This is a genomic window from Sutcliffiella sp. NPDC057660, assembly GCF_042800035.1.
Classification (GTDB): domain Bacteria; phylum Bacillota; class Bacilli; order Bacillales; family Bacillaceae_I; genus Sutcliffiella_A.
Window position 1 is genome coordinate 318,333 of sequence record NZ_JBHVHV010000001.1, and the last position, 20,255, is coordinate 338,587.

Genomic DNA, 20,255 nt, shown 5'->3' on the forward strand with positions numbered 1-20,255 from the left:
CTAACGGGAACCGTCCCTGATGCTTTACCTATTTTTTAACGCTAGTAATTTTTCACTATAAAATTTACTTAATTATGATATTATTTAAATAAATCCCTAATTTACGAAATCTCTTACATAATAAGATTAGTGAATTAATATAACAAAAATTTCAATAATATTACTAAAAGGGGAAGAAAATGAAGACAAATAGAGAGAGTATAGAAGAAAAAGATTCAAGGATTGCACATCTAGAAAGACAATTAATAGAATTGCAGGAAGCACAACAACAAGGCGCTGCAACAACTGCGTTAGATCTTAATGCAAGGCCCTTGCCTCTCCCTAAAGGGGTATTTAAGATTTTCTTAAAAGCTAGTATGTTAAAGATTATTTTGGGCACCTTTGTACTTTTAGTTATCATTTTAGGAGGAATCTGGATTTTTACTGGCGGTACCTTTAAAAATGAGTCTGTCACTTACGTTGAACAAGTTCAAGAGCTTGCTACATTAGCAACTGCTGAAGCTCATATGAAAGTTGTTTTACACGAAGAAGACAATAAAATTTTCGGGAAAGATATCTCCATGAATCTGCCAGGAACAAAGCGCGAACTAATAATTATCGTACCCTCGACGGTTATTGCTGGTGTCGACTTGAAAGGGATTACTTCTGAGGACATGGTTATTAATGAAGATACAAGAGAAATAGATATTACCCTTCCTCATGCGAAGCTCATTCAGGATCCATCTCTGCAGATGGATAAAATACAAACTTATGTGGATGGTGGGCTCTTCCGAGATAATGTTGATTGGGATGAGGGATTTGACCTAGCCAGTAAGGCTCAAGACCAAACTCGTCAAGATGCGGTCTCTATTGGTTTACTTGATACTGCAGAAAAACATGCGGAAAAAGTGTTAAAAGAGTTTTTTAAGAATATTGATTATACGGTAAATATCAGATTTAACTGATGGAAGAATAAAGAGCAGGCAATAAGCTGGTTGTCCACCACTTATTGTCTGCTTATAATTATTGTTGCAGATTTTTCACCGCGCTCCCCCGAATTAACCATTCATTTCAATGATGACGGCATCCTTATCCGGCTTGTTTATATTTGATTCCTCAATGAATAATTTCCTTGCAACATTTCCTATTGTATTAGTAGATACTGCATCCACAGTACCACCAATTACTCCCCCTGCAATGGGCACCATTTTACCTAGATTGATGATTCCTTTTTCCCCAAACTTAGTTAACAAGCGAAAACCAACCGCTTGATTGATTTTTTTAATAACTTCTCCTGGAATCTTCTTTATGCCACTAATTGCTAACTTCTTCCCAATTTGTATACCGGAATTCTTCAGGACATCTTTCGCTCCATTACCGACTAGACAAGCATATACAAAAGTTTTGACTTCATCAGACTTAAGATCGTGACCACCCATATGTGCAATTGCTGCCACCATTCGTATTTGCACTAATATTACACTTGTAATGTTTGCCGGTATTGCTACAGGCATAACGATTAGTCCTCCTAGTCCAGATAAATAACCACTTGTGGCACTCTTGGTGTTTTGCCATCTGATTAAGCTGTTCGCGTTTTCTACCAGTGTTCCGTTCTTGCTTAAATAATTTTCAGCTAACTCGATAGCATTATCCATTCCAGGTATACCACCATTTACTGCTTTATCGTAAGACCAGTCTAGGGCTTTCATAATCGCATCGTGGGTTAATGATTTCTTTTTTTTCTCATTTCCATTCCTCACTTTTATGTAATTAATCTTTATTATTAATATACCTTAATGATTAGCAAAAAGAATAATATTTTCCAATAAATTGATATTATTGTATATTAGTCCCTATTCTAGGTGCGTTGTAAAAGTAGACCGTTAAAATCATGTTGAAAAGTCTATGGAGATGGATGATTCCATAACTAGAAACGCTACTTTATTCTTCTTAGGCAATTAAAAATCCGCGTTAGTGAATACACGAAAACACAGAAAAGGCATAACTAGATGGAACACTAGTAATGCCTTTTCTCGCACAAAACTTTCGATTGATCCCTGTATGAACCGTCCCCGATGATGATGCTTCACCCCTAAAAATACAAAACCAAACGTTTTAATCTACAAAAATCGGGGAGTCACTGTGCCCAGAACTAAAGGGAACCAGCGGGACGATTCTCTGTTTCAGAGACCTGCTCCTTGTATAAACCCATTTAAAGAATGTCTTACAAATGCATAGAACACTTCCTTTAATATTTCCCCCGCTCGCGTTGTTCCGTATTAATAAAAATCGGAATCGTTGGGCAATAATCATGGGACAACAGACCTGTCCCCAACCCAAAAGGTAATACTTGTAAGTTGTCTGCATATTTTATAGAATAGAAATATATCTATTACATACCTTTTATTATGAGAGATTTTGGGTAATCCTTATTCTAAGGGGGTGTAACGATGAAGAAGGAGGATGAACAAGCTATGCCTATACAAACTCCAACGATTGAAACGGAAGAGGAGCTTTCATTTGAGGAGCAACTTAAACTGTTATCTAAATCCATCGGGAACATCAGTATTCAAGATTCAGATCAAATCTGCCGGGAAGTAAGAGGAAAAGAATAATGACTATTCACTACCTAGAAGATTATTGCATCCCCGGAAAGGATTATTCTGAGGATGCTTTTTTCTTGGATACCAATTATCTCATTGCCTTTATTACTTCTTCTCATCCACACCATCTCTCCACTGTTATACATACCCTTTATTTACTTCAGCAAAAGGCAAAACTATATATCAGTGAAACGGTTCTATCTGAGGCGGTTGACGTTTTAGCACGGGGGATATATACAGAGGAACAATTCCTGCTATGGATAAATAGTGAAGATCATGACCATTGGCTGAATGAGCATAGAGGTACCCAGAAGGAATATAACGACAAGAAAGACGAAATTCGTAGTACTTTTATTCCAAATATCGTGAAAAATCATGAAAGTCCAGAACTCCTAAAATACTATAACGGAAAATCTACTGAACAATTGGAAGGCTTGATTCAGTCAAGATTCTTCAAGCTCTCCAACACTACATTTACTGTGCTTGAAACCGGCATGCATTTCGCCAAGTCTGTACCCCTACAGTCTAATGATGCCTTTATCGCTGCTTCTGCTGCATATCATTCTGCTAGTCTATTAACTTTTGATAATGATATTAAGAAGGTCACGATAACCGACCCTAGAAACGGGCATGAAGTGAAACTCTTTACTTTGAAGATGACTAATAATTACTTATTTAACAAGCGTTCACATAGTCTTATGAACACACTTGATACAAGTCTTAAAAATGTGATCGAACAAGCTGTTGGTGGGCCTACTCAATTTGTAAAGATATTTGGAAAATCTTAAGGTCAGAAAAACAGTGGAAAGCAGCAGGAATTGAAATAATGATTAAGTATGGATCGTGTTTTTTCAGCTATAGAAACAAGCCAGAATTGTCCCAACGATTCTAAAAAAGCAGGGTTCAAACGGATGATACCCGTTTGAACCCTGCTGGGATGAAAGATATTAAAATAGTGAAACCAGCCTGCTAATTTTTAGATGAGTAGGCTGGTTTCTTGGTTTTAGAGGTGGAGGAAGCAGGGAGAACCGTCCCCGATGCTCCTGTCCCCAGTCAATCTTGCTCCATAATAATCTCCAGATGCCTTGCTGTATCGACTGCTAATGAACATGGATCAATGGCATATGGGCTAAGCTCTGCCGTTAGTGTGTCCTTATAACCTATTTCCACTAGTGCTACGTAAACTTTTTTCCAGTTAACGTCGCCGGCTAACAACGGAACAAATCCTTTAATATTCCCTATTGCTGTACGGAAATCTTTCACATGTACTTTCTTGATTCGGTCACCTAGTATTCGAATCCATTGTTCTGGATAGCCAAACTGCAGGACATTTCCGACATCAAAATAGGCTCCGACATTTTCGGATTCCAATTCATCAATGTACCTTGCCATTTCAAGTGGCGATAATAAGAATTTATTCCATACATTTTCGATACCGATACAAACATCATGTTTTTTTGCGAGTGGAATGACTTTCCTAAGCTCCTCCTGACTGCGTTCATAGCAATCCGTATAAGAAATATCTTCACTTACTATCCCGGGGACGACAAGGATGGTATCAATTCCCATTGTAGCTGCTAATTCAATTTGTTTTTCTACAATTCCTCTTCCTTGTTCTCTTACTTTTGCACTCGGATCGACAAGAGAGTTCTCCCATAATAGACCTGTGGAAATACTTCTTAATTGCAGCTGGTAGGAAGAAGCAATTTCCACAATCCTTTTGGCCTCTTCTATAGTGGTATTCATCGTTAAACCAATACTATCTTCAGGATTTATGTTCAGCTCAACAGCATCAAATCCAGCATCACGGCTGTATTCAAATACTTTTTCCAGCGGCGTTCCTTCCGGGTAGCACCATTGGTTAATTCCTTTTAACATATACTCTTCCCCCTTTTTTTCTTTTAAAAAAGGAGACCATGTTAGGTCCCCTTGTAAATTAAGCAATCGCAATTGGTTCATTCTTTTCAGCGGACTGATAGGCTGCAATAGCTACTTCAAGTGCTTTTAAGCCATCTTCCCCAGTGATCGATGGGCTTTTCCCTTCTCGAACACTAGTGATGAAATCTGCGACTAGATCATCGTTCATGTTGTCGCCCCAGTAATCCCATTGCGCTCCATTTTTGCTATAAACATCTACCTTTTGGGCAAAGGCATCCACAGTTAATGTGCCATTTGTAGCTACTATTTCTAAGGTGACATCGCCCCATGTTGGATAGTTGGCATTACGCGACCAGCTACAATCGAGTGTTGCAAAGACATTATTATCAAATTCCATCGTAAGAATTCCGCAATCATCAATATCATAGTCAGATGTTAGATTGCCGATTTCAGCATATACCTCTTTTACCTCCGCTCCCAAGTACCAGCGAATGATGTCTACCACATGAACTGTGTGATCTATAACTGCTCCACCGCCAGATTTCGATCGATCTACAAACCAGTCACCAGGATTTGTCCCCCGGTTTGTTCCTTTAATCGCAATGATATTTCCAAGCTCGCCACTTTCGATTATTTTCTTTGCCTTTATGACTGGCGTACTGAAGCGAACCGGAAATGCTGTTTGTAATAGGACGTTGTTTTCTTTACATACGGCAATCATCTCTTTCGCAGCTTCGGTAGTGGCTGCAATTGGCTTTTCACATAGGACATGCTTTCCTTTTTTAGCGGCAGCGATGACATGCTGATGGTGATTACTATTTTCAGAAGTGATGACGACGGCTTCGATAGGCTGGTCCAGTAACGCTTCATAGTCTATATAGTGCTTGGTGTTAAATTGAGCAGCTACCTTCTCTCCTCGTTCCTTATCCTCGTCCGCGATCCCAACAAGCTCCACTCCATCCAGCTGAGTTAATGCGTTCGCATATGCATATGCGTGACCGTGAGCAAAACTTATAATTCCGACTTTCATTGGATAGCCTCCTTCACTTTATGATCATTTAGGACAATTGCTTTTCCTGTTTCAATGGATTCTAAAGCAGCCATCGATATTTCCATCGCTTTATAAGCATCCTCTGCCGTGACAATCGGTTCCGCACCGTTATGGATACATTGGATAAAGTGTTTCAGCTCCATTAAATAAGGGCTATCTTTGAGCGGACTTTCTGGAACCATCACTCCTCCAGCGACCCCGCTTTGTTTTCGACTTGCTATTACGGGGGCGATTTTCGAACTATCAAATTCAATAATGCCTTCTTTTCCTGCAAATTCAAATTTTGTAGAGAAGTTTTGATGAGCCCATGTTCCCTCTACATGTGCAATCACACCACTTTTAAAGCGCAAGGTAACTAATGCATACTCCGTTTTCGAGATTACCCGCCCTTTACTGCTTTTTGCATACACTCGCTCCACTTCACCAAAGCACCATCTCAAATAATCAAAATCATGAATAAGTAAGTCCAATACTAAACCACCACTAGTATTAAAGTCCGCGTACCAGTCATTAGAAGCATTCGGAAAAGCTCCGCCTCTCGTAGTTCGGATAACAGCCGGGCTTCCTATTTTATCCGTTTCCAATAGCTTTTTGGCTTTTACGTATTCCGGGAAGAAACGCACAACATGTCCGACGAACAGCTTTACTCCTTTGTTTTTACAATACGTAATCATCTCTCTGGCATCGGATAATGTTCTGGCTAGGGGCTTTTCACAGATCACATGCTTGCCGTCATCCGCCGCTTTCATGAGATATTCTTTGTGAAGCGGTGTAGGTATGCAGATGGATACGGCATCAATAGCCTCTAGACCTTCTACTGCTTCTTCATACGTATGAAATGCCTTTGTTCCTACTTTTTCCGCTAACTGGGATGCCCTTGCAAAGTCAGCATCCACAATTCCTACTAAATTGACATTATCTAATTTCCCGTAAGCATCCGCATGAACACCACCCATAGTTCCCGCACCAATAACTAGTGTATTTATCACATTCAACTCTCCTTTTCGTTTTGCTTATTTGACATGACTAAGTGCAAGTTCCTCTTCAGTCGCTTCATTTGTGAAAAATAGACCGGAAGCTCCCATTACCCCTCCCTTTTTTCCTAAAGTCGTCATTTCAATAGCAACATCCTTTGCCATATGGAAAATCCCGTATCCCCTTACCGCTTCCTTGATAGAGGGTAAAATAAATGGCGACATATTCATTACCCCACCACCAAAGACAATTACTTCTGTATTGAATAAATGGATTAAATTGTTAACCCCTGTTCCGAGAAATCCCCCTACTTCCTTTAATAGATTTATAGAAAAAACATCTCCCTCTTCGGCTGCTATCGCAATCTGTTGATTGGTAATTTCAAGCCCCTCATTCAGCAGTTTTTGTAAAGCGCTCTTTTCCCCAGCTAATAATCGTTGGGACGCAGTATTTACAATCGCAGTTCCTGAAGCATATCTTTCTAAACATCCTCGGTTGCCACATTTGCAGAGGACGCCTTGATGCATAATAGACGTATGGCCAAATTCTCCTGCACTATCGTGTATACCGGTCACTAAACTTCCATTACTTATAATCCCTGCACCAATTCCTGTACTTACAGTAATATATATGAGGTTTTCCTTGCCTCTTCCTGCCCCCCAGATCCATTCGGCAATCGCTGCAGCATTCGCATCGTTACATAATTTAACCGGAAGATGATAGTGCTGTTCGAGTAAAGAACCAATTGGGAAGTTTTCTAATCCCAAATTGTTGGCAAATTTAATGATATTTTTTTTCGAGTCAATAATGCCGGCAGAAGCTATCCCTATGCCTTTTATTCGATTTCTATCAACCTTGTCGTTTTCTAGCAATCTATTAATCGTGTTAAGAATAGACATGGATACGTCTTCCTTGCTTTGCTTAGAAGTTTCACTTTCTATTTCCCTGATTGTTTCGCCGTCCCTGGAGATAAGAGCTGCCAGTATTTTGGTACCTCCTAAATCCAATCCGATTGCTACATCCTGTAGAGTGGCCATTTCATTCCTCCTAAGAAAAACCTTGAAAAATTTATCTTCTAACCCCCTGTAACGCAATTCCTGTAATAAGATGCTTTTGTAAAAAGATAAACATGATGAGCATGGGAATCGTTGACAGGACAGCTCCAGCCATTAGTAGTGGATAATTGGTGGAGTATTGCCCTTGAAACGCCGCAATTCCTACGGATAACACTCTCATATTCTCTGAATTGGTCATAACAAGCGGCCATAGGAAATCATTCCATGAGGCAAGAATGGTAAATATCCCTAATGCCATCAGTGCCGGTGTCGCATTTGGCAGAATGATTCTCCAGTAGATACCAAAGAAAGAACAACCATCCATCATTGCCGCTTCGTCCAGTTCCTTTGGAATTCCCATGAAAAATTGTCTGAGCAGGAAGACTCCAAAGGCACTAAACATCCCTGGAACGATCAATGCATAGAAGGTGTCAATCCAACCAAGCTGGGTCATGATCGCGTAGTTTGGAATTAAGATGACTTGAGCCGGAACCATTAACACGGAAAGGATGGCGATGAAAATAATGTTCTTTCCTGGAAATCGCAAGCGCGCAAATGCAAATGCCGCTAGCGAACATAAAAACAATTGAACTAAGGTTCTTCCTAACGTTAATGCGATTGTGTTGTAGTAGTATTTTAAGAAATCAACACTGGCAAATACTTCCTTGTAATTTTCGAATTTCCAGTCATTAGGAAGGATGGATGGTGGTACTTGAACCGATTCCCCATATGTTTTAAGTGATGTGGAAACCATCCATAAAAATGGCACGACCATTAAAAAAGCACCGATGATGAGTAGCGCATGATTCCCTATTTTTATTTTCATCGTTCTAACACTCCTTTTTTAACCGTCATAGTGAACCCACTTTTTCTGAAAAGCAAATTGCATAATGGTGACGGCTAAAATTGCAAGGAACAGCAGGAAAGCTTGTGCAGAGGCCATTCCCATTTGTGAATATTTGAAGCCTGATTCGTACACGCCATAAACGATGGTTCTTAAAGGTTCGAGCAGGGCACTGCTGTCGCCAATCATGATGAAAATCAAGTCGAACACCTGTAGAGAACTAATCATTCCAGTTATAAATACGAAGAATAAAGTCGGCGTTATAAGTGGTAAGGTAATTTTGAAAAATTGTTTCATTTTCGTAGCTCCATCAATTTGGGCTGCCTCATAATAGGTTTTCGATATACCTTGTAGACCAGCAAGAAGTAGAATGACATTATTCCCTACGGTCATCCAAACATATACGAGAATGACAGATATTAAGGCAATATTCGGATTAAACAACCAGGAGGGCTGGGGAAGGCCAAAAAGCCCTAAGATATAGTTGATTAGTCCATACTCCGTATTGTAGAGCCACTTCCAAACCATCCCAACCGCTACGGGCATCGTTACAACCGGGAGAAAGTAAAGCGTTCGGTAGACAATCATCCCTTTTATTTTCTGATTAAGCATCAGGGAGATCAGCATTGCTATAGCAACGGACAGTGGGACAGATACTATCGTAAACACTGCCGTATTGATGATGGTCCGAATAAGGGTTGGTTCCTGAATTAATGCAAGGATATTTGCTAGGCCAACGTATTCCGGCGTACTAATTCCGTTCCAATTGGTAAACGATAGGCCGAACGATACGATTGCAGGAAACATGTAAAATACGAAAAGTCCCAGGACTGTGGGGGCGATAAATAAATAAGCCCAAAACGCTTCCTTTTGCCTTGGTGTCTTTTTACTTTCCACCACCACAGCTTTCCTTGTTTTAGGTGTAACTGCAGTATTCATGCCCTCATCTCCTTTCTGTTTGCTCTACAATAGTGAGGCCTAAACTTTTCATTTATTAATTAATCATTTTGTTCCTCTTCCAAAATCTTATCCATTTTTGTTCCTATCTTCTCCAATGCCTCATCTATTGTCTGTTGTCCTAAAAATGCGCGTTGGATCTCGGCTGTCTCTACATCTTGCCACTCTGCAGTACGCTCTGATACGGGATAGGCAACTCCGGTATCTTGAGCATCAATAAATATTTGTAAATCCAGAGAGGGCAGAGATTCTTTCCATACATCACTCAGACCTTTTATAGCCGGAATGGAGAATCCTGATTCTGCGATAACTCTGTTTCCGTCTTCGTTTGCCAAGCTTTTAATTAATTCCCATGCCAGATCTTGCTCTTTGGTTTTTTCATTCATTGCCCACCCAATCCCATGTACGATCGATGCCTCTTTCTTCCCTTTTGGCAGTGGTGCAACTCCCAATTCCTCTCCTAATTCTCCTTCTAGTTCTGCCGCACTTACGGAGATTCTTGGTAACATCGCCACTTTACCAGACATAAACATCTGTTCAGGTTTTGTTTCTATTTGGGTTTGCGTTGATGGGGAGATCCCTTTATCAATTAAGTTCTGGATAAAGTTAAATGCCTCTTTCGCTTCTGGCGTGTTGAACCCGGACTTTGTTTTGTCATCACTTATAATGTATCCCCCGGCTTGATGCATTAAATTATAGTAGCCGGACTGACTTTGTACGGTATGTGCCACATACCCATAAACACCATTTTCAGGATCTGTTAACTTCATTCCGACTTCTTCAATATCTTCCCATGTCCATGATTCATTCGGATATTCCAATCCCGCGTCATCAAATAGTTTCTTATTGTAGTAAAGACCAACCGCATCTACGAAGTACGGTGCTGCATACAAGTCACCTTCCAATGAGTAAAGGTCCACGACTGCAGGAAAATAAATGTCTTTTGAAAAATCACTATCATCCTCAATAAACGGTTCTAAATTTTTTATTAAACCTTGGGTAGAATACTGATAAAAATTAGGTCCGTTCATCCAGAAGACATCTGGCCCACTTCCCCCGCCGATACTTGTTTTTAGTTTTGTCCAATAGTCAGCCCATGGTGTGTACGTTACATTCACTTTGACGTCCGGGTGCTTCTCATTAAATGCTTTTATGGAGGCGTTTACTGCTTCTTTTGTATTCTCATCCCATAAAGCAACTTCAATTGTCTGCTTCCCTCCAGTGCTGGAGCTACAAGCGGCTAATAATACAAGCATTAATACTAAAACATTAAAACAAATCAACTTTTTCATCATTTTTCCCCCTCGTATTAGTTGATCAGACCATTAATCTTTTATTACGTTACGATTTTTAATTCTCGAATGATCATCTTAGGTGTCTGCACGAAATATTTTTTAAATATTCCGACTTCTTCACACAGATTCTCACCTCCTTAAAGTCATAATCTGTCATTTGTCGATCTCCTAATTTATTTGAAACTTAAACTTCCAGTGAAGTAATACCGCCGCTGCACCTAATAGCTGGAACTCGGAGCCAAGTGAGGTACTATGAATATTCACTTCTTTTTTCAGCACCGTTATCACTTTCTGGGTGACTTGTTCATTAAGACTCTTTAAAAATAGCGGATTATCCTGGATAATATCTCCACTTAGAATAATTACCTCCGGATTGAAAAAATGCATAGTATTCGTAATGGCAATAGCCAGATTATGGACAACATCCTCCAAAATTTCCAGTGCCAATTCATCGCCTTTGTTCACTGCTTGGACAAAGATGTTCGGTTTAATTTTATTTAGATCGTTAGAAACCATATCTTTAATATTTGTATCTCGGCCCTTGGTCATAATTGCGGAGACAATTTTTGAGTATATCGCCGGCCAGTTTACATAGTTTTCCAGACACCCCTTGTTTCCACATTCACATCTTATTCCACCCGGAACAACAGAAGTGTGACCGATTTCTCCAGAGCTACCGCGATATCCCCGATAAATGGAGCCATTCACCATCAATCCAGAACCAACACCGTCACCTATTGTGATATAGATGAGATCGTTAAATTTACTAAATAAACCGAAATAGTTTTCCGCTAACACATAAGCATTGGCATCATTATCTACAAAAGTAGGCAAATTAGTTTTTTCTTCCATTAATTGTTTTAAGGGAATATCATATAGATTCAGTTTGGAGTTGTAGGTAATCACACCTTTTTCAGCATCGACAATACCTGGTGTGATAATAGAAATCCCTTGGCAATTAACTATATCCAATTTGTTTGATAGAAATAGCTCTACCTTATCTAAAATGAGTTGAATGATATCATACCCCTGGTATTGGTTAGTTGGATGTACTTCTTTTCTTATAATCTTTCCTTCAAGGTTCATGTCTGCGATTTTTATATAGGAGTTAGTAATCGAAACCCCTATAATCGAATGTGCACTTGGATTGAACCGAAGTAACACTGGCTTTCTTCCACCATTTGAATTGCCTACACCATCCTCATAGACAAGGCCTTCATTAATTAATTCTGCAACCGCAGAAGTAACGGTCGTAGGACTGACAAATATTATTTTGGCAATTTCACTTCTTGAAATCGGCCCATTCTTTCGAATCGTATCCAAAATAATGGAGCGATTTAATTCTTGAATTAATCTCAAATCCCCTGTTCTTTTCCTTTGCATCATTACACGGCCTCTTTTCTCTTACCAAACTTACTTTCTCCACTGCCTTTATTAAGTTTGCTTGATAACAATTATTTTACTAAATTTCATTTAGTTTCTATGCCATTTAATAGCTTTATAGAGCTTTCTTCGAAAATAAACGTAAAAACTACTAAATGCAATTGCATTGTTAAGTATTGTTACAAGAAATTTTGCACTTTCTTTCTCTAGTGACCTTAATAAGTATGTTAAATGATAGATTTTATTTTGTAAACGCTTTCTTTGTAAAAAGATTTATTTTTTAGAAAATTATAATTTTTATTACTCTTATGGTATAAAAAGATAATCTGAGGCCTCCTTGGGTCACGTCATCAATCTGCTAGAACCCACTATCTTTGTAAAGAAAAAACACGGGGCTATTTACAAAAGCACGCTTTATCAGTTTTATATACTGAAGAAGCATAGGAACCCTCCCTATGCTTCCCCTTTCAAACGGCAAAATTCGGGGAGTCACTGTGACTGAATTAAGTGCTTACAATATAAAGACGTTTACGTGTAAGGAAATTATTCGGCCTAGTTAAAAAAATTCCACTCTATTGGTAAACTATGTTAAAGTTTCTATTATACTAATTATCTGACTTTGATATCGGCTGTTCGTGTTCGTACTTATTACATAAGAGATGGATATTTTATATGCAAAAAGAATAAAGGAGGTAAAGTCCAATGGTAAGAGCTTAGCAGGAGGAAATCTATCATTCATGAAAAGCATGTAGATTTTCTCAACCCTCAACTGATGAAAAATAATGTAAGAGGAGAAATGACATGCTTTAAAATAAATTCATCTATCTATTATCTATCAAACAACGATGATAAAGAAAGACCTACTTTAGGATTGATCTGTGGGGAGAATTATAGTCTCGTAGTAGATGCCGGCAATTCCGTTCAACATGCACAGGAGTTTTTGAAAGAGATCGAGGCTTTGAACGTCCCTCCGGTCAAATATTTGGTGGTTACCCATGGACACTGGGACCATTTTTTAGGATTGAATGAATTTGGGGCTACCATTATAGTGAATAGCCGTACAAATCAAGTGATCAATGACTGGCAAGGCTATTCATTTGATGACGACTCTCTTCAACAGTATGTGGACGCTGGAATGATGACTTCCAAGTGTATGGAAGTGATCAAAGAGGAAATGCCGGGGAGGGAATCTTTCAGGTTAAAGTCCTCTGACATCATTTTCGAGAGATCACTCACCATTGATTTGGGGAACAAGATCTGTGTGCTTGAGGCAATAAGGTCTACCCATAGTGATGATTCAACTATTATCTACGTTCCTGACGATAAAGTCCTTTTCTTGGGTGACAGCGCTTATGGGACAACTACCGATTCTTTGTTTCACTACAAGCAATCTCTTTTATTGCCTATGATCGAGGACATCCAGAAGTATGATGCCACGTATTTTTTACTTGGTCATGAGTCAATCTGTGATATAGACGAAATGAATCTGTATTGGGAAGAGCTTATTTCTACTAGCAAAGTCACAGATTCCACATCATTGGAACAAACAATAGAGGGTTTCAAGCTGGAGAAAAAGAGATCTCCAAATCAGAATGAACTTTTCTTTTTACAAGCATTTGTAAATGATCGAATCATTCATTCCAAATAAGTAATTTGGGAAGCAGAGTGACGGTTCTCTGCTTCCTTTTTCCCACTCTTTCTGTCGTGCGGGGAGCCATTGTGACCACATCCAGGGGCTCTTCAAAAGGCCCACCTAATGCATATTGCGTGTTACGGCCAAAGCACTCTTATTAAACTGAACTGCGAAGAAAATAACCGGAGTTTTTCCGTCTATCTCCGGAAATACCCATATTTTCCTTAAAATAAGCGGAGTTATTCCGCTTATATGTTTCAAATCCTTGAATTTCGGCTTATTTAGAGCAGTTAACCGGAATTTCTCCGTTTATCTTTGCTTCTTAAGGGCCCTTTTTATATATTAGGCGGAATTTCTCCGCCTATTTTTATTCCCCTCTGCGCAAAATTCATCCATGAATAATACATAAGCAGAGTGACGGTTCTCTGCTTCCTTTTTTTCATTATTACAAGTGGGATTCCGCTTAGAAAATCCTTTCCTTTCCGCATCCCTTTACATCTCTTTAATCTTCAGCAACCGGCAGGTACAAGGGACCTGTCCCTGGGTCCTTATAAGCACAAAAATAGCACATCTCTTTAAGAGAAGGTGCTTAAAGTACTATAGTGATTCGGTATCATGTTCTCCATATGACCTTTGTAGAGAAAAACCTGTCAAAGCAGAGAAACATGCATCAACCAGCACCTTTTTCTCACTTGCAAGGATATCATCAAAGATTTTGACTTTGTTAATATATATTCAGTAATAGCCATTGAATTCAAAGGCTGGATGCAGGCTTTGAGCGGGTTACATCCCGCTTAGATCCTGCTGATTTCTTGGCGTCGGTGTGGTATCGTTCTCTTGTTTTTGTTGGAATACATTCACTGAAAATTCCAGAATAGTTCGACTACAGAAGCGGAGAATCGTCCCGGCGCTTCCTGCCACGTACTGTGATTGGGAGAAATGATAATTAGGCGCATTTCCTGTGAAATGCGCCTAATCTCTCTTTACCTTGATGAACGCAATTCTTAGTTACCTCTGTTACCCTTTAGAGTTCATTTTCTCCCATTGTCTTATTCTTAGGAGCAAACCATCCTAATAGTGCAATGCCCACTAATACCGCATAGAAAATCAGTGTCCACACTGTACTGTGCGGGAAGTGGGGATCGAGGACCCCTATATCCTCATGGGATAGGGTTATGATTGCCAGCTTGACACCAACCCAGGCCACGATTGCGTATGCTGTCGTTTCCAATGCTGGACGTTTGTCGAGTAGTTGGACAAACCAGGTTGCTGCAAATTTGATTAGGACCAGTCCAGCAATCCCTCCAAATACAACTACGATAAATTGGCCTCCATCCATCCCTCCGATATCATCGAGTGGAGAATCGGGAAGACCGAGTGCCAGTGCGACTGCTGCCAGGATGGAATCGATCGCAAAGGCGAGGTCCGCTATTGCGATCTTCCCCACTGTTGCTCCGAACCCTTTTCCTGCGGCTTTTTGTTCTTCGTCCTCACGGATATTTTCGTTTTCTTTCCCAAAGCGGGCCTGGATGACATGCTTTAACCCCAGATACAGGAGATAGGCGGCTCCAATTGCCTGTAACTGCCAGACATTCGCAATAAAAGAAATTGCAAAAAGTGCGCCAAACCTGAAAATGAAAGCCATTAAAATTCCGTAATTTATCGCTTTTTTCTTCTGATCTTCCGGTAAATGCTTCGCAATGACGGCAAGCACCAAAGCATTGTCCGCAGATAACAACCCTTCCAATCCTATGAGGATCAGCAAGGCCCATGCATATTCTAACCAAATTGAATCCATCTAAAAGTCCCCAATCTTCTTTAATGACAAGTAAACATCTCAATAACTATAGATTTAACTTGTTGTCAAGAAGGTATGCCAAGATATAAATGGTAAGGGTTTTTATTCGGATTTTTGTGCAAACTTTTTATGAGACCAGATACTTTTCTAACCTCTCAAAGACACTTTTGTAAAAATCTTCAAGGTTTCCTTGCTCCACGAACCTTGATATGAACTGAAGCATAGGGGACGGTTCCCTCTGCTTCCATATCAGCTACCAAAACAGCACAGCACCCCTATCACCTTCAAGGAAATCTCTGTGTAGTTTCCGGATGATGTGAATCTGCTTTAGATTTAGAGGGAGAGCATACAGAAAAAGCAGGTTTTAGCGAGTTATAAAACCGCTTAGGTCATGCTGTTTTAGATTTGGAAGCAATCGGAATCGTCCGAAATGCTTCCAAATCCTATATCAACGCCTTGATGCCTTGATGGCTGCCAAAGTGGGGTGAAGAGACATCACCAGCTTTAGTAGTTGGCACCCATAGCTCTGGTCCGTCGATGATTTTGCCAACGATGTGATAAAAGGCTCCATAAAAATGTGTTCCGTCTTCGTTGTCCATAATTTGAGAAATCTCTCCCTCTTTACGGGGATCGATTCCGAGAGTTCGAAAAAGCTCTTTCACTTCTGGTGGAAGATGACCACATGCTTGCACATAGTTTGCGCAATAGTCACAATCTCATCCTTCTGTGATGGAATAAAATGGTCCTCTTAGAAATCTTTGGTCCTTTCAACATCCACTTCTATCGTCCATTCCCTTATTTGCATTCTTATCATATTTGTCACCTGCATGTTCATTCTTATCGTCTTCTGTTTCTTTCTTCATAATAGTTGCTATTTCCTTCTTCCTTTAAACGGTATCTAAACGAAATTCCCATGGAACAATTTTCACTTTCCACAAGAAAACTCACATCCTAATGGCCTTTATAAGACTGACCATTGTAAGGACAGGTCTGGCGGACACTTACAATATTTAACAAATTATGTTATAATGATAAAAATATCTTCTAAAGGTAGGGATATACTATGCCGCCAATCCAGGAAAGAAAATACCTTAAATCCCGTGATGATTTGGATGACATTAAACAGTATATTCGCAATAAACGTAGACCTGGTGCTGTGCTGGAAATTGTAGAATCTCTAATTAGTGTAATGGAAGAAGAGGATGAGATTGTCTTGAAGCCTGTGAAAAAACGCTTAACCAAAGAAGAGAAGCTCGCTTTAAGTAAAGAACTTGCAGGTAGTGCAAAACACTTTAGTTTGGAAGGACTCCAAGAGTCTGACCGTATAGCTAACCGAGAGGACTGGGAGGAAAATGTAAAGTGAGTAAGCATAGGGGACGGTTCCCACTGCTTCAGGTTAGAGGGAGAGCATACGGAAACAGCAGGTTTTAGCGAGGTATATACACCGCTAGGGTCCTGCTGTTTGAAGCATTAGGGGCGGGTCTCTGCTTCCTTTTTTCATTGCTTCTGGTGGGATCTCGCTTGAAAATTTCTTCGTTTCCCGCAGTCATTTACTTCTCTTTAATCTTCAACAATCGGTAGGGACAAGGGACCCCATGTCTTTATAAGCACAAAAAAGCACATCTCTTTAAAAGAAGTGTGCTGAAATACTATAGGGATTCGGTATCATGTTCTCCATAGAACCTTTGTAGAGTAAAACCTGTCAAAGCAGAATAACATGCATCAACTAGCACCTTTTTCTCACTTTCAAGGACATCATAAACGATTATGACATTGTCAATATATATCCAGTAATAGCCATTGAATTCAAAGGCAGGGTAGTCTACAACATCAGCAGCCTTTTCCCTCGGTTTTACCGATAAAATACTTTTAGAATTTCGGAACACCAATTTAGGATCAATTTTATAAGGCTTCATTTCAGCAAGTTTCACTCTTGCTTTTTGTCCCCAAATGACCTCATAGTATATTTCTTTATCTGTCACTGTTAATCTCATCCACTAATTTATCGAATTCCTTTTCATCGCCACTATAATACGAAAAGTCGCTATCCCTATTTTTTCTAGCGTCTCTCAACTGTTCTAAGATATCGTCATTTGAAAATATTGCTTTTGTCATTTTCTTCTTTTGTTTCTCTGATATTATGCTTAAATCAAATACATCTTTCGCTTCTGAAAGTGAAAGTTCAAATGTTTTATCTTCTGTTTTAACCGTATAGGTGTTTTCATCAACCTGTAAAGCTTCGAACATTTGCCCATTGTCATTCTTTACATAAATCTTCATGAAGGACACCTCTTTTCTATTCATGTGGATACATTTTTCAATCTATATCACCATTATAAATGATTATTCCTCATAATACTAATGCTAACGGGGAAGCAGAGTGACTTTTCTCTGCTTCCTTTTTTTAATTAATTCTGGTGAGATTTCGCTTGAAAATTTCTTCGCTCCCAGCAGTCCTTTACTTCTCTTTAATCTTCAACAATCGGTAGGGACAAGGGACATGTCCCCCTGGCTTCCCTTAATCCCAATAATTAAACACCACATCCCCAACTCTTTTAGGTTGCCAGTACTTAATGTTATACATATCCCATTTGTTGAGGGTATTCTCATTTAACACTACCAGACCTCCTTTGGATTCCTTCAGTCGCAACGGTTCATCCAGTTCGGATGGATGAAGCGCCCTGTATTCTTCGCCGCATAGTTGGTTTATGGTTGCTGTCAGTTGCTTATGTTCGACAAAGGTCATGGATGGGGGCTCTGGGGAGGTGGTAAAGGCGATGAAAGGATAGATGCTGTTTAATAGTATATAAAGGCTTTCTACTCTATTGAAACTTACTTCTGCATAATAATAGTTTTGCGCAACGGCTGGCTCATGGAAGGACAACACCTTGCCCCCTAGGCTTGCCATAGCCGAATAGCACACCTTTTTGAATAGATCTCCATCTACAAATGTATCCGGTCCCCCCGAATCGCTTATTCCATTGAGTAATATCATCCTCTCACTCCTCATCAAGCAATAAATAACCCGGATTCTTCAATTTCATTTACTTTAGGATGCAGTGTGCCGGTACTCAGTTTCTTTTTTACACTTATTCTGCTTCCCAAAGTCCATCGGGGAGTCACTTCGAACAGAACTTTCGATTTATATACATTGAAGGTCGATGAGAATACGGAAATAGCAGGTGTTAGCGAGGAATACACACCGCTTAGGTCCTGTTGTTTTAGATTTGGAAGCAACCGGAACCGTCCCCAATGCTTAATGCTTTCTGTCTCCTCTCGACTCTCTCAGCTAACCTGATATTGTTTCTTACTCTCCCTATAGTGGATAATATACATCGTTAGCCAAAGTCCCCCTACAAGAAGGATGGGAACGATATGAAATTGGACAAAGGATCCGTAGCAAAGTAGTCCTCCTAAAGCGAAGCAGAAAACAAATCCCATTTTTCGAAATACGGAAAATGAAGCTTGGTAGGTTTGATACTTTTCGCCCTCGTCTAATTGCTTGAAATATTCCTTTTGTGGATCAGGCGAGAAAATATTATATTTTCTGTCCGGAAACTGTTTATTGTGAATTTTCACTGCATAGTATTGAGCAAAACCTGTCAGCAAAAACGAAAGTACTGCAAACACCAGAGTGATGGTCACATACCAGTACTGCTCTATAGGTGGATCTGCTTTATAATGACCCACTGCAATCGCCAACCACATAAAAGACACCACAATCATAAACGAAGTGGAATACAACAGCTTGAAAGAGGTCTTCTCCAATAATCTTCCTTGTTCATCCTCATTCATTTTTCTTTTTTCCCTAAGAATGTTGTTAAACGAAATAAGCTGTTTGAAGAAAAAGATAAATAGACTAATAATGCCCAAGGTTAACAAGGCATACAACAGATCATACGAAAACACAATATACCCTTCTGGAAAGTAATTTTCAAAAATTGCTACAGAAGCGCCAATTACTCCACCCAAAATGAGACAGCCCATTGCCGTGAAAAATCCTATGTAAAATAGTTTTTTATTCGTCACTCTCCCTGCTCCTCCTCCAAAATAAAGATATCTTCCACATTTTCCTTGAACACTCGCGCGATTTTAATGGCAAGCACCACAGATGGAGCATAATCTCCACGTTCCATCAGGCTTACAGTCTGCCTAGACGCCCCAATTATCTTGGCCAATTCAGTTTGATTCAGCCCATCACGAGCCCTGAGCTCCTTTAGTCGATTTTGCAGACTCACCAGCATCACCTCTTAAACTCACAATAAGATAATTTTTACATTTTGACAAGTTTATTTGTCAAAATGACAATTTTTATTATCAAAATAAACAGCCGAGTTACTTTAGGCTCATTAGCATGCTTACTATTATTTAGGATGAAGCAAAGCTGCAATTGCATTAGTTTAGTGGTAGAGCAAATGGAAACAGCAGGCTTTGAGGTGGGCATATACAGATTTGGAAACAATCGAGCAACCAGAACCCTCCCCGATACTTCTGAGATAGCCTTACTATTAATGAAGATAAATTCCAATAGATAAGTCAAATTAAAAAAGCAGGCTACAAGTGGTACATATACCGCTTGGAAACCTGCTTTTTTCACTTTGGAAGCAGCGAGAACTGTCCCCCAATGCTTCCCAAAAAAATACGAAACCAACACTGTTAATCCACCAAAATTCGGGGAGTCACTGTGACCAGAACTTCAGCGGACCGCATCTCCAGTACAGCATCTTCCGAATTTGAAAATTCCGTGGAATACTGTCAACACTCTCGCATTAAACTTTATAGATGACATCCAATTTCCTAGCGC

The 20,255-nt window shown here is 39.6% G+C and carries 22 protein-coding genes; 5 read left to right on the forward strand and 17 right to left on the reverse strand.

The annotated features are described in order from the left end of the window. The first annotated feature begins 179 nt into the window (after window positions 1–179). Window positions 180–944, forward strand: a complete 765-nt coding sequence (locus ACFVAD_RS01390; protein WP_386635214.1) for a DUF4230 domain-containing protein — start codon at window positions 180–182, stop codon at window positions 942–944. Between the two features lie 93 nt (window positions 945–1,037). On the opposite strand, the gene ACFVAD_RS01395 is transcribed toward ACFVAD_RS01390, so the two are convergent. Beyond that, on the reverse strand, window positions 1,038–1,634 hold the full coding sequence (locus tag ACFVAD_RS01395; protein ID WP_386635217.1) for an EcsC family protein: 597 nt from the start codon (window positions 1,632–1,634) through the stop codon (window positions 1,038–1,040). A 795-nt stretch (window positions 1,635–2,429) separates the two neighbouring features. On the opposite strand from ACFVAD_RS01395, the gene ACFVAD_RS01400 reads away from it, so the two are divergent. Together ACFVAD_RS01400 and ACFVAD_RS01405 are read left to right on the forward strand one after the other, a co-directional pair. Then, on the forward strand, window positions 2,430–2,594 hold the full coding sequence (locus ACFVAD_RS01400; protein ID WP_386635219.1) for a hypothetical protein: 165 nt from the start codon (window positions 2,430–2,432) through the stop codon (window positions 2,592–2,594). After that, entirely contained in the window at window positions 2,594–3,370 is a 777-nt protein-coding gene (locus ACFVAD_RS01405; protein WP_386635222.1) for a PIN domain-containing protein, read from the forward strand. The genes ACFVAD_RS01400 and ACFVAD_RS01405 overlap by 1 nt, the downstream gene beginning before the upstream one ends. A 265-nt stretch (window positions 3,371–3,635) precedes the next feature. On the opposite strand, the gene ACFVAD_RS01410 is transcribed toward ACFVAD_RS01405, so the two are convergent. From ACFVAD_RS01410 to ACFVAD_RS01445, 8 genes are all read right to left on the reverse strand, one after another. Continuing rightward, the gene (locus ACFVAD_RS01410; protein ID WP_386635224.1) at window positions 3,636–4,460 is read right to left on the reverse strand and encodes a sugar phosphate isomerase/epimerase family protein; all 825 of its coding nucleotides are present in this window, start codon (window positions 4,458–4,460) and stop codon (window positions 3,636–3,638) included. A gap of 58 nt (window positions 4,461–4,518) precedes the next feature. Beyond that, complete coding sequence (locus ACFVAD_RS01415) at window positions 4,519–5,490, reverse strand: Gfo/Idh/MocA family protein (RefSeq protein ID WP_386635227.1); 972 nt, start codon at window positions 5,488–5,490, stop codon at window positions 4,519–4,521. Continuing rightward, window positions 5,487–6,500 carry a Gfo/Idh/MocA family protein gene (locus ACFVAD_RS01420; RefSeq protein WP_386635230.1) on the reverse strand — a complete coding sequence of 338 codons (1,014 nt, stop codon included), beginning with the start codon at window positions 6,498–6,500 and terminating at the stop codon, window positions 5,487–5,489. The genes ACFVAD_RS01415 and ACFVAD_RS01420 overlap by 4 nt, the downstream gene beginning before the upstream one ends. A 24-nt stretch (window positions 6,501–6,524) precedes the next feature. Then, a complete protein-coding gene (locus ACFVAD_RS01425; protein ID WP_386635233.1) occupies window positions 6,525–7,523 on the reverse strand; it encodes an ROK family protein in 999 nt (332 codons plus the stop codon). A gap of 31 nt (window positions 7,524–7,554) precedes the next feature. Beyond that, window positions 7,555–8,367, reverse strand: a complete 813-nt coding sequence (locus tag ACFVAD_RS01430) for a carbohydrate ABC transporter permease (protein WP_386635236.1) — start codon at window positions 8,365–8,367, stop codon at window positions 7,555–7,557. A gap of 18 nt (window positions 8,368–8,385) precedes the next feature. Next, complete coding sequence (locus ACFVAD_RS01435) at window positions 8,386–9,324, reverse strand: carbohydrate ABC transporter permease (RefSeq protein WP_386635238.1); 939 nt, start codon at window positions 9,322–9,324, stop codon at window positions 8,386–8,388. 59 nt (window positions 9,325–9,383) lie between these two features. Beyond that, window positions 9,384–10,637 (reverse strand): ABC transporter substrate-binding protein, encoded by a 1,254-nt coding sequence (locus tag ACFVAD_RS01440; protein ID WP_386635241.1) that lies wholly within the window; start codon window positions 10,635–10,637, stop codon window positions 9,384–9,386. Between the two features lie 168 nt (window positions 10,638–10,805). After that, window positions 10,806–12,023 carry an ROK family transcriptional regulator gene (locus ACFVAD_RS01445; protein WP_386635244.1) on the reverse strand — a complete coding sequence of 406 codons (1,218 nt, stop codon included), beginning with the start codon at window positions 12,021–12,023 and terminating at the stop codon, window positions 10,806–10,808. A 793-nt stretch (window positions 12,024–12,816) separates the two neighbouring features. Here ACFVAD_RS01445 and ACFVAD_RS01450 point away from each other — a divergent pair. Beyond that, window positions 12,817–13,668: an MBL fold metallo-hydrolase gene (locus tag ACFVAD_RS01450; protein ID WP_386635247.1), complete on the forward strand. Its 852-nt coding sequence runs from the start codon at window positions 12,817–12,819 to the stop codon at window positions 13,666–13,668. Window positions 13,669–14,677: 1,009 nt separating this feature from the next. On the opposite strand, the gene ACFVAD_RS01455 is transcribed toward ACFVAD_RS01450, so the two are convergent. Both ACFVAD_RS01455 and ACFVAD_RS01460 read right to left on the reverse strand, forming a co-directional pair. Next, window positions 14,678–15,451, reverse strand: a complete 774-nt coding sequence (locus tag ACFVAD_RS01455; protein ID WP_386635250.1) for a TerC family protein — start codon at window positions 15,449–15,451, stop codon at window positions 14,678–14,680. Window positions 15,452–15,894: 443 nt separating this feature from the next. Next, on the reverse strand, window positions 15,895–16,143 hold the full coding sequence (locus ACFVAD_RS01460) for a hypothetical protein (protein ID WP_386635252.1): 249 nt from the start codon (window positions 16,141–16,143) through the stop codon (window positions 15,895–15,897). A gap of 371 nt (window positions 16,144–16,514) precedes the next feature. Between ACFVAD_RS01460 and ACFVAD_RS01465 the strand changes: the two genes are divergently transcribed. Beyond that, window positions 16,515–16,814: a hypothetical protein gene (locus tag ACFVAD_RS01465; RefSeq protein WP_386635255.1), complete on the forward strand. Its 300-nt coding sequence runs from the start codon at window positions 16,515–16,517 to the stop codon at window positions 16,812–16,814. A 286-nt stretch (window positions 16,815–17,100) separates the two neighbouring features. Here the strand turns inward: ACFVAD_RS01465 and ACFVAD_RS01470 are convergent, their stop codons facing one another. From ACFVAD_RS01470 to ACFVAD_RS01495, 6 genes are all read right to left on the reverse strand, one after another. Continuing rightward, on the reverse strand, window positions 17,101–17,433 hold the full coding sequence (locus ACFVAD_RS01470) for a hypothetical protein (protein ID WP_386635258.1): 333 nt from the start codon (window positions 17,431–17,433) through the stop codon (window positions 17,101–17,103). Further along, the gene (locus ACFVAD_RS01475) at window positions 17,423–17,731 is read right to left on the reverse strand and encodes a hypothetical protein (protein WP_386635261.1); all 309 of its coding nucleotides are present in this window, start codon (window positions 17,729–17,731) and stop codon (window positions 17,423–17,425) included. Before ACFVAD_RS01475 ends, ACFVAD_RS01470 begins: the two co-directional genes overlap by 11 nt. A gap of 238 nt (window positions 17,732–17,969) precedes the next feature. Further along, window positions 17,970–18,446 (reverse strand): hypothetical protein, encoded by a 477-nt coding sequence (locus ACFVAD_RS01480; RefSeq protein ID WP_386635264.1) that lies wholly within the window; start codon window positions 18,444–18,446, stop codon window positions 17,970–17,972. Window positions 18,447–18,460: 14 nt separating this feature from the next. After that, the gene (locus ACFVAD_RS01485) at window positions 18,461–18,688 is read right to left on the reverse strand and encodes a hypothetical protein (RefSeq protein WP_386635267.1); all 228 of its coding nucleotides are present in this window, start codon (window positions 18,686–18,688) and stop codon (window positions 18,461–18,463) included. A gap of 48 nt (window positions 18,689–18,736) precedes the next feature. Then, window positions 18,737–19,480 (reverse strand): DUF3169 family protein, encoded by a 744-nt coding sequence (locus ACFVAD_RS01490; RefSeq protein WP_386635269.1) that lies wholly within the window; start codon window positions 19,478–19,480, stop codon window positions 18,737–18,739. After that, entirely contained in the window at window positions 19,477–19,683 is a 207-nt protein-coding gene (locus tag ACFVAD_RS01495) for a helix-turn-helix transcriptional regulator (RefSeq protein ID WP_386635378.1), read from the reverse strand. Before ACFVAD_RS01495 ends, ACFVAD_RS01490 begins: the two co-directional genes overlap by 4 nt. Window positions 19,684–20,255: the final 572 nt, after the last annotated feature.

Coding starts and splice junctions, on each gene's coding strand:
- ACFVAD_RS01400 (WP_386635219.1), top strand. CDS start 2,430: ATGAAGAAGGAGGATGAACAAGCTATGCCTATACAAACTCCAACGATT.
- ACFVAD_RS01465 (WP_386635255.1), top strand. CDS start 16,515: ATGCCGCCAATCCAGGAAAGAAAATACCTTAAATCCCGTGATGATTTG.
- ACFVAD_RS01480 (WP_386635264.1), bottom strand. CDS start 18,446: ATGATATTACTCAATGGAATAAGCGATTCGGGGGGACCGGATACATTT.
- ACFVAD_RS01450 (WP_386635247.1), top strand. CDS start 12,817: ATGACATGCTTTAAAATAAATTCATCTATCTATTATCTATCAAACAAC.
- ACFVAD_RS01440 (WP_386635241.1), bottom strand. CDS start 10,637: ATGATGAAAAAGTTGATTTGTTTTAATGTTTTAGTATTAATGCTTGTA.
- ACFVAD_RS01425 (WP_386635233.1), bottom strand. CDS start 7,523: ATGGCCACTCTACAGGATGTAGCAATCGGATTGGATTTAGGAGGTACC.
- ACFVAD_RS01410 (WP_386635224.1), bottom strand. CDS start 4,460: ATGTTAAAAGGAATTAACCAATGGTGCTACCCGGAAGGAACGCCGCTG.
- ACFVAD_RS01395 (WP_386635217.1), bottom strand. CDS start 1,634: ATGGATAATGCTATCGAGTTAGCTGAAAATTATTTAAGCAAGAACGGA.
- ACFVAD_RS01405 (WP_386635222.1), top strand. CDS start 2,594: ATGACTATTCACTACCTAGAAGATTATTGCATCCCCGGAAAGGATTAT.
- ACFVAD_RS01430 (WP_386635236.1), bottom strand. CDS start 8,367: ATGAAAATAAAAATAGGGAATCATGCGCTACTCATCATCGGTGCTTTT.
- ACFVAD_RS01415 (WP_386635227.1), bottom strand. CDS start 5,490: ATGAAAGTCGGAATTATAAGTTTTGCTCACGGTCACGCATATGCATAT.
- ACFVAD_RS01435 (WP_386635238.1), bottom strand. CDS start 9,324: ATGAATACTGCAGTTACACCTAAAACAAGGAAAGCTGTGGTGGTGGAA.
- ACFVAD_RS01475 (WP_386635261.1), bottom strand. CDS start 17,731: ATGAAGATTTATGTAAAGAATGACAATGGGCAAATGTTCGAAGCTTTA.
- ACFVAD_RS01390 (WP_386635214.1), top strand. CDS start 180: ATGAAGACAAATAGAGAGAGTATAGAAGAAAAAGATTCAAGGATTGCA.
- ACFVAD_RS01455 (WP_386635250.1), bottom strand. CDS start 15,451: ATGGATTCAATTTGGTTAGAATATGCATGGGCCTTGCTGATCCTCATA.
- ACFVAD_RS01445 (WP_386635244.1), bottom strand. CDS start 12,023: ATGATGCAAAGGAAAAGAACAGGGGATTTGAGATTAATTCAAGAATTA.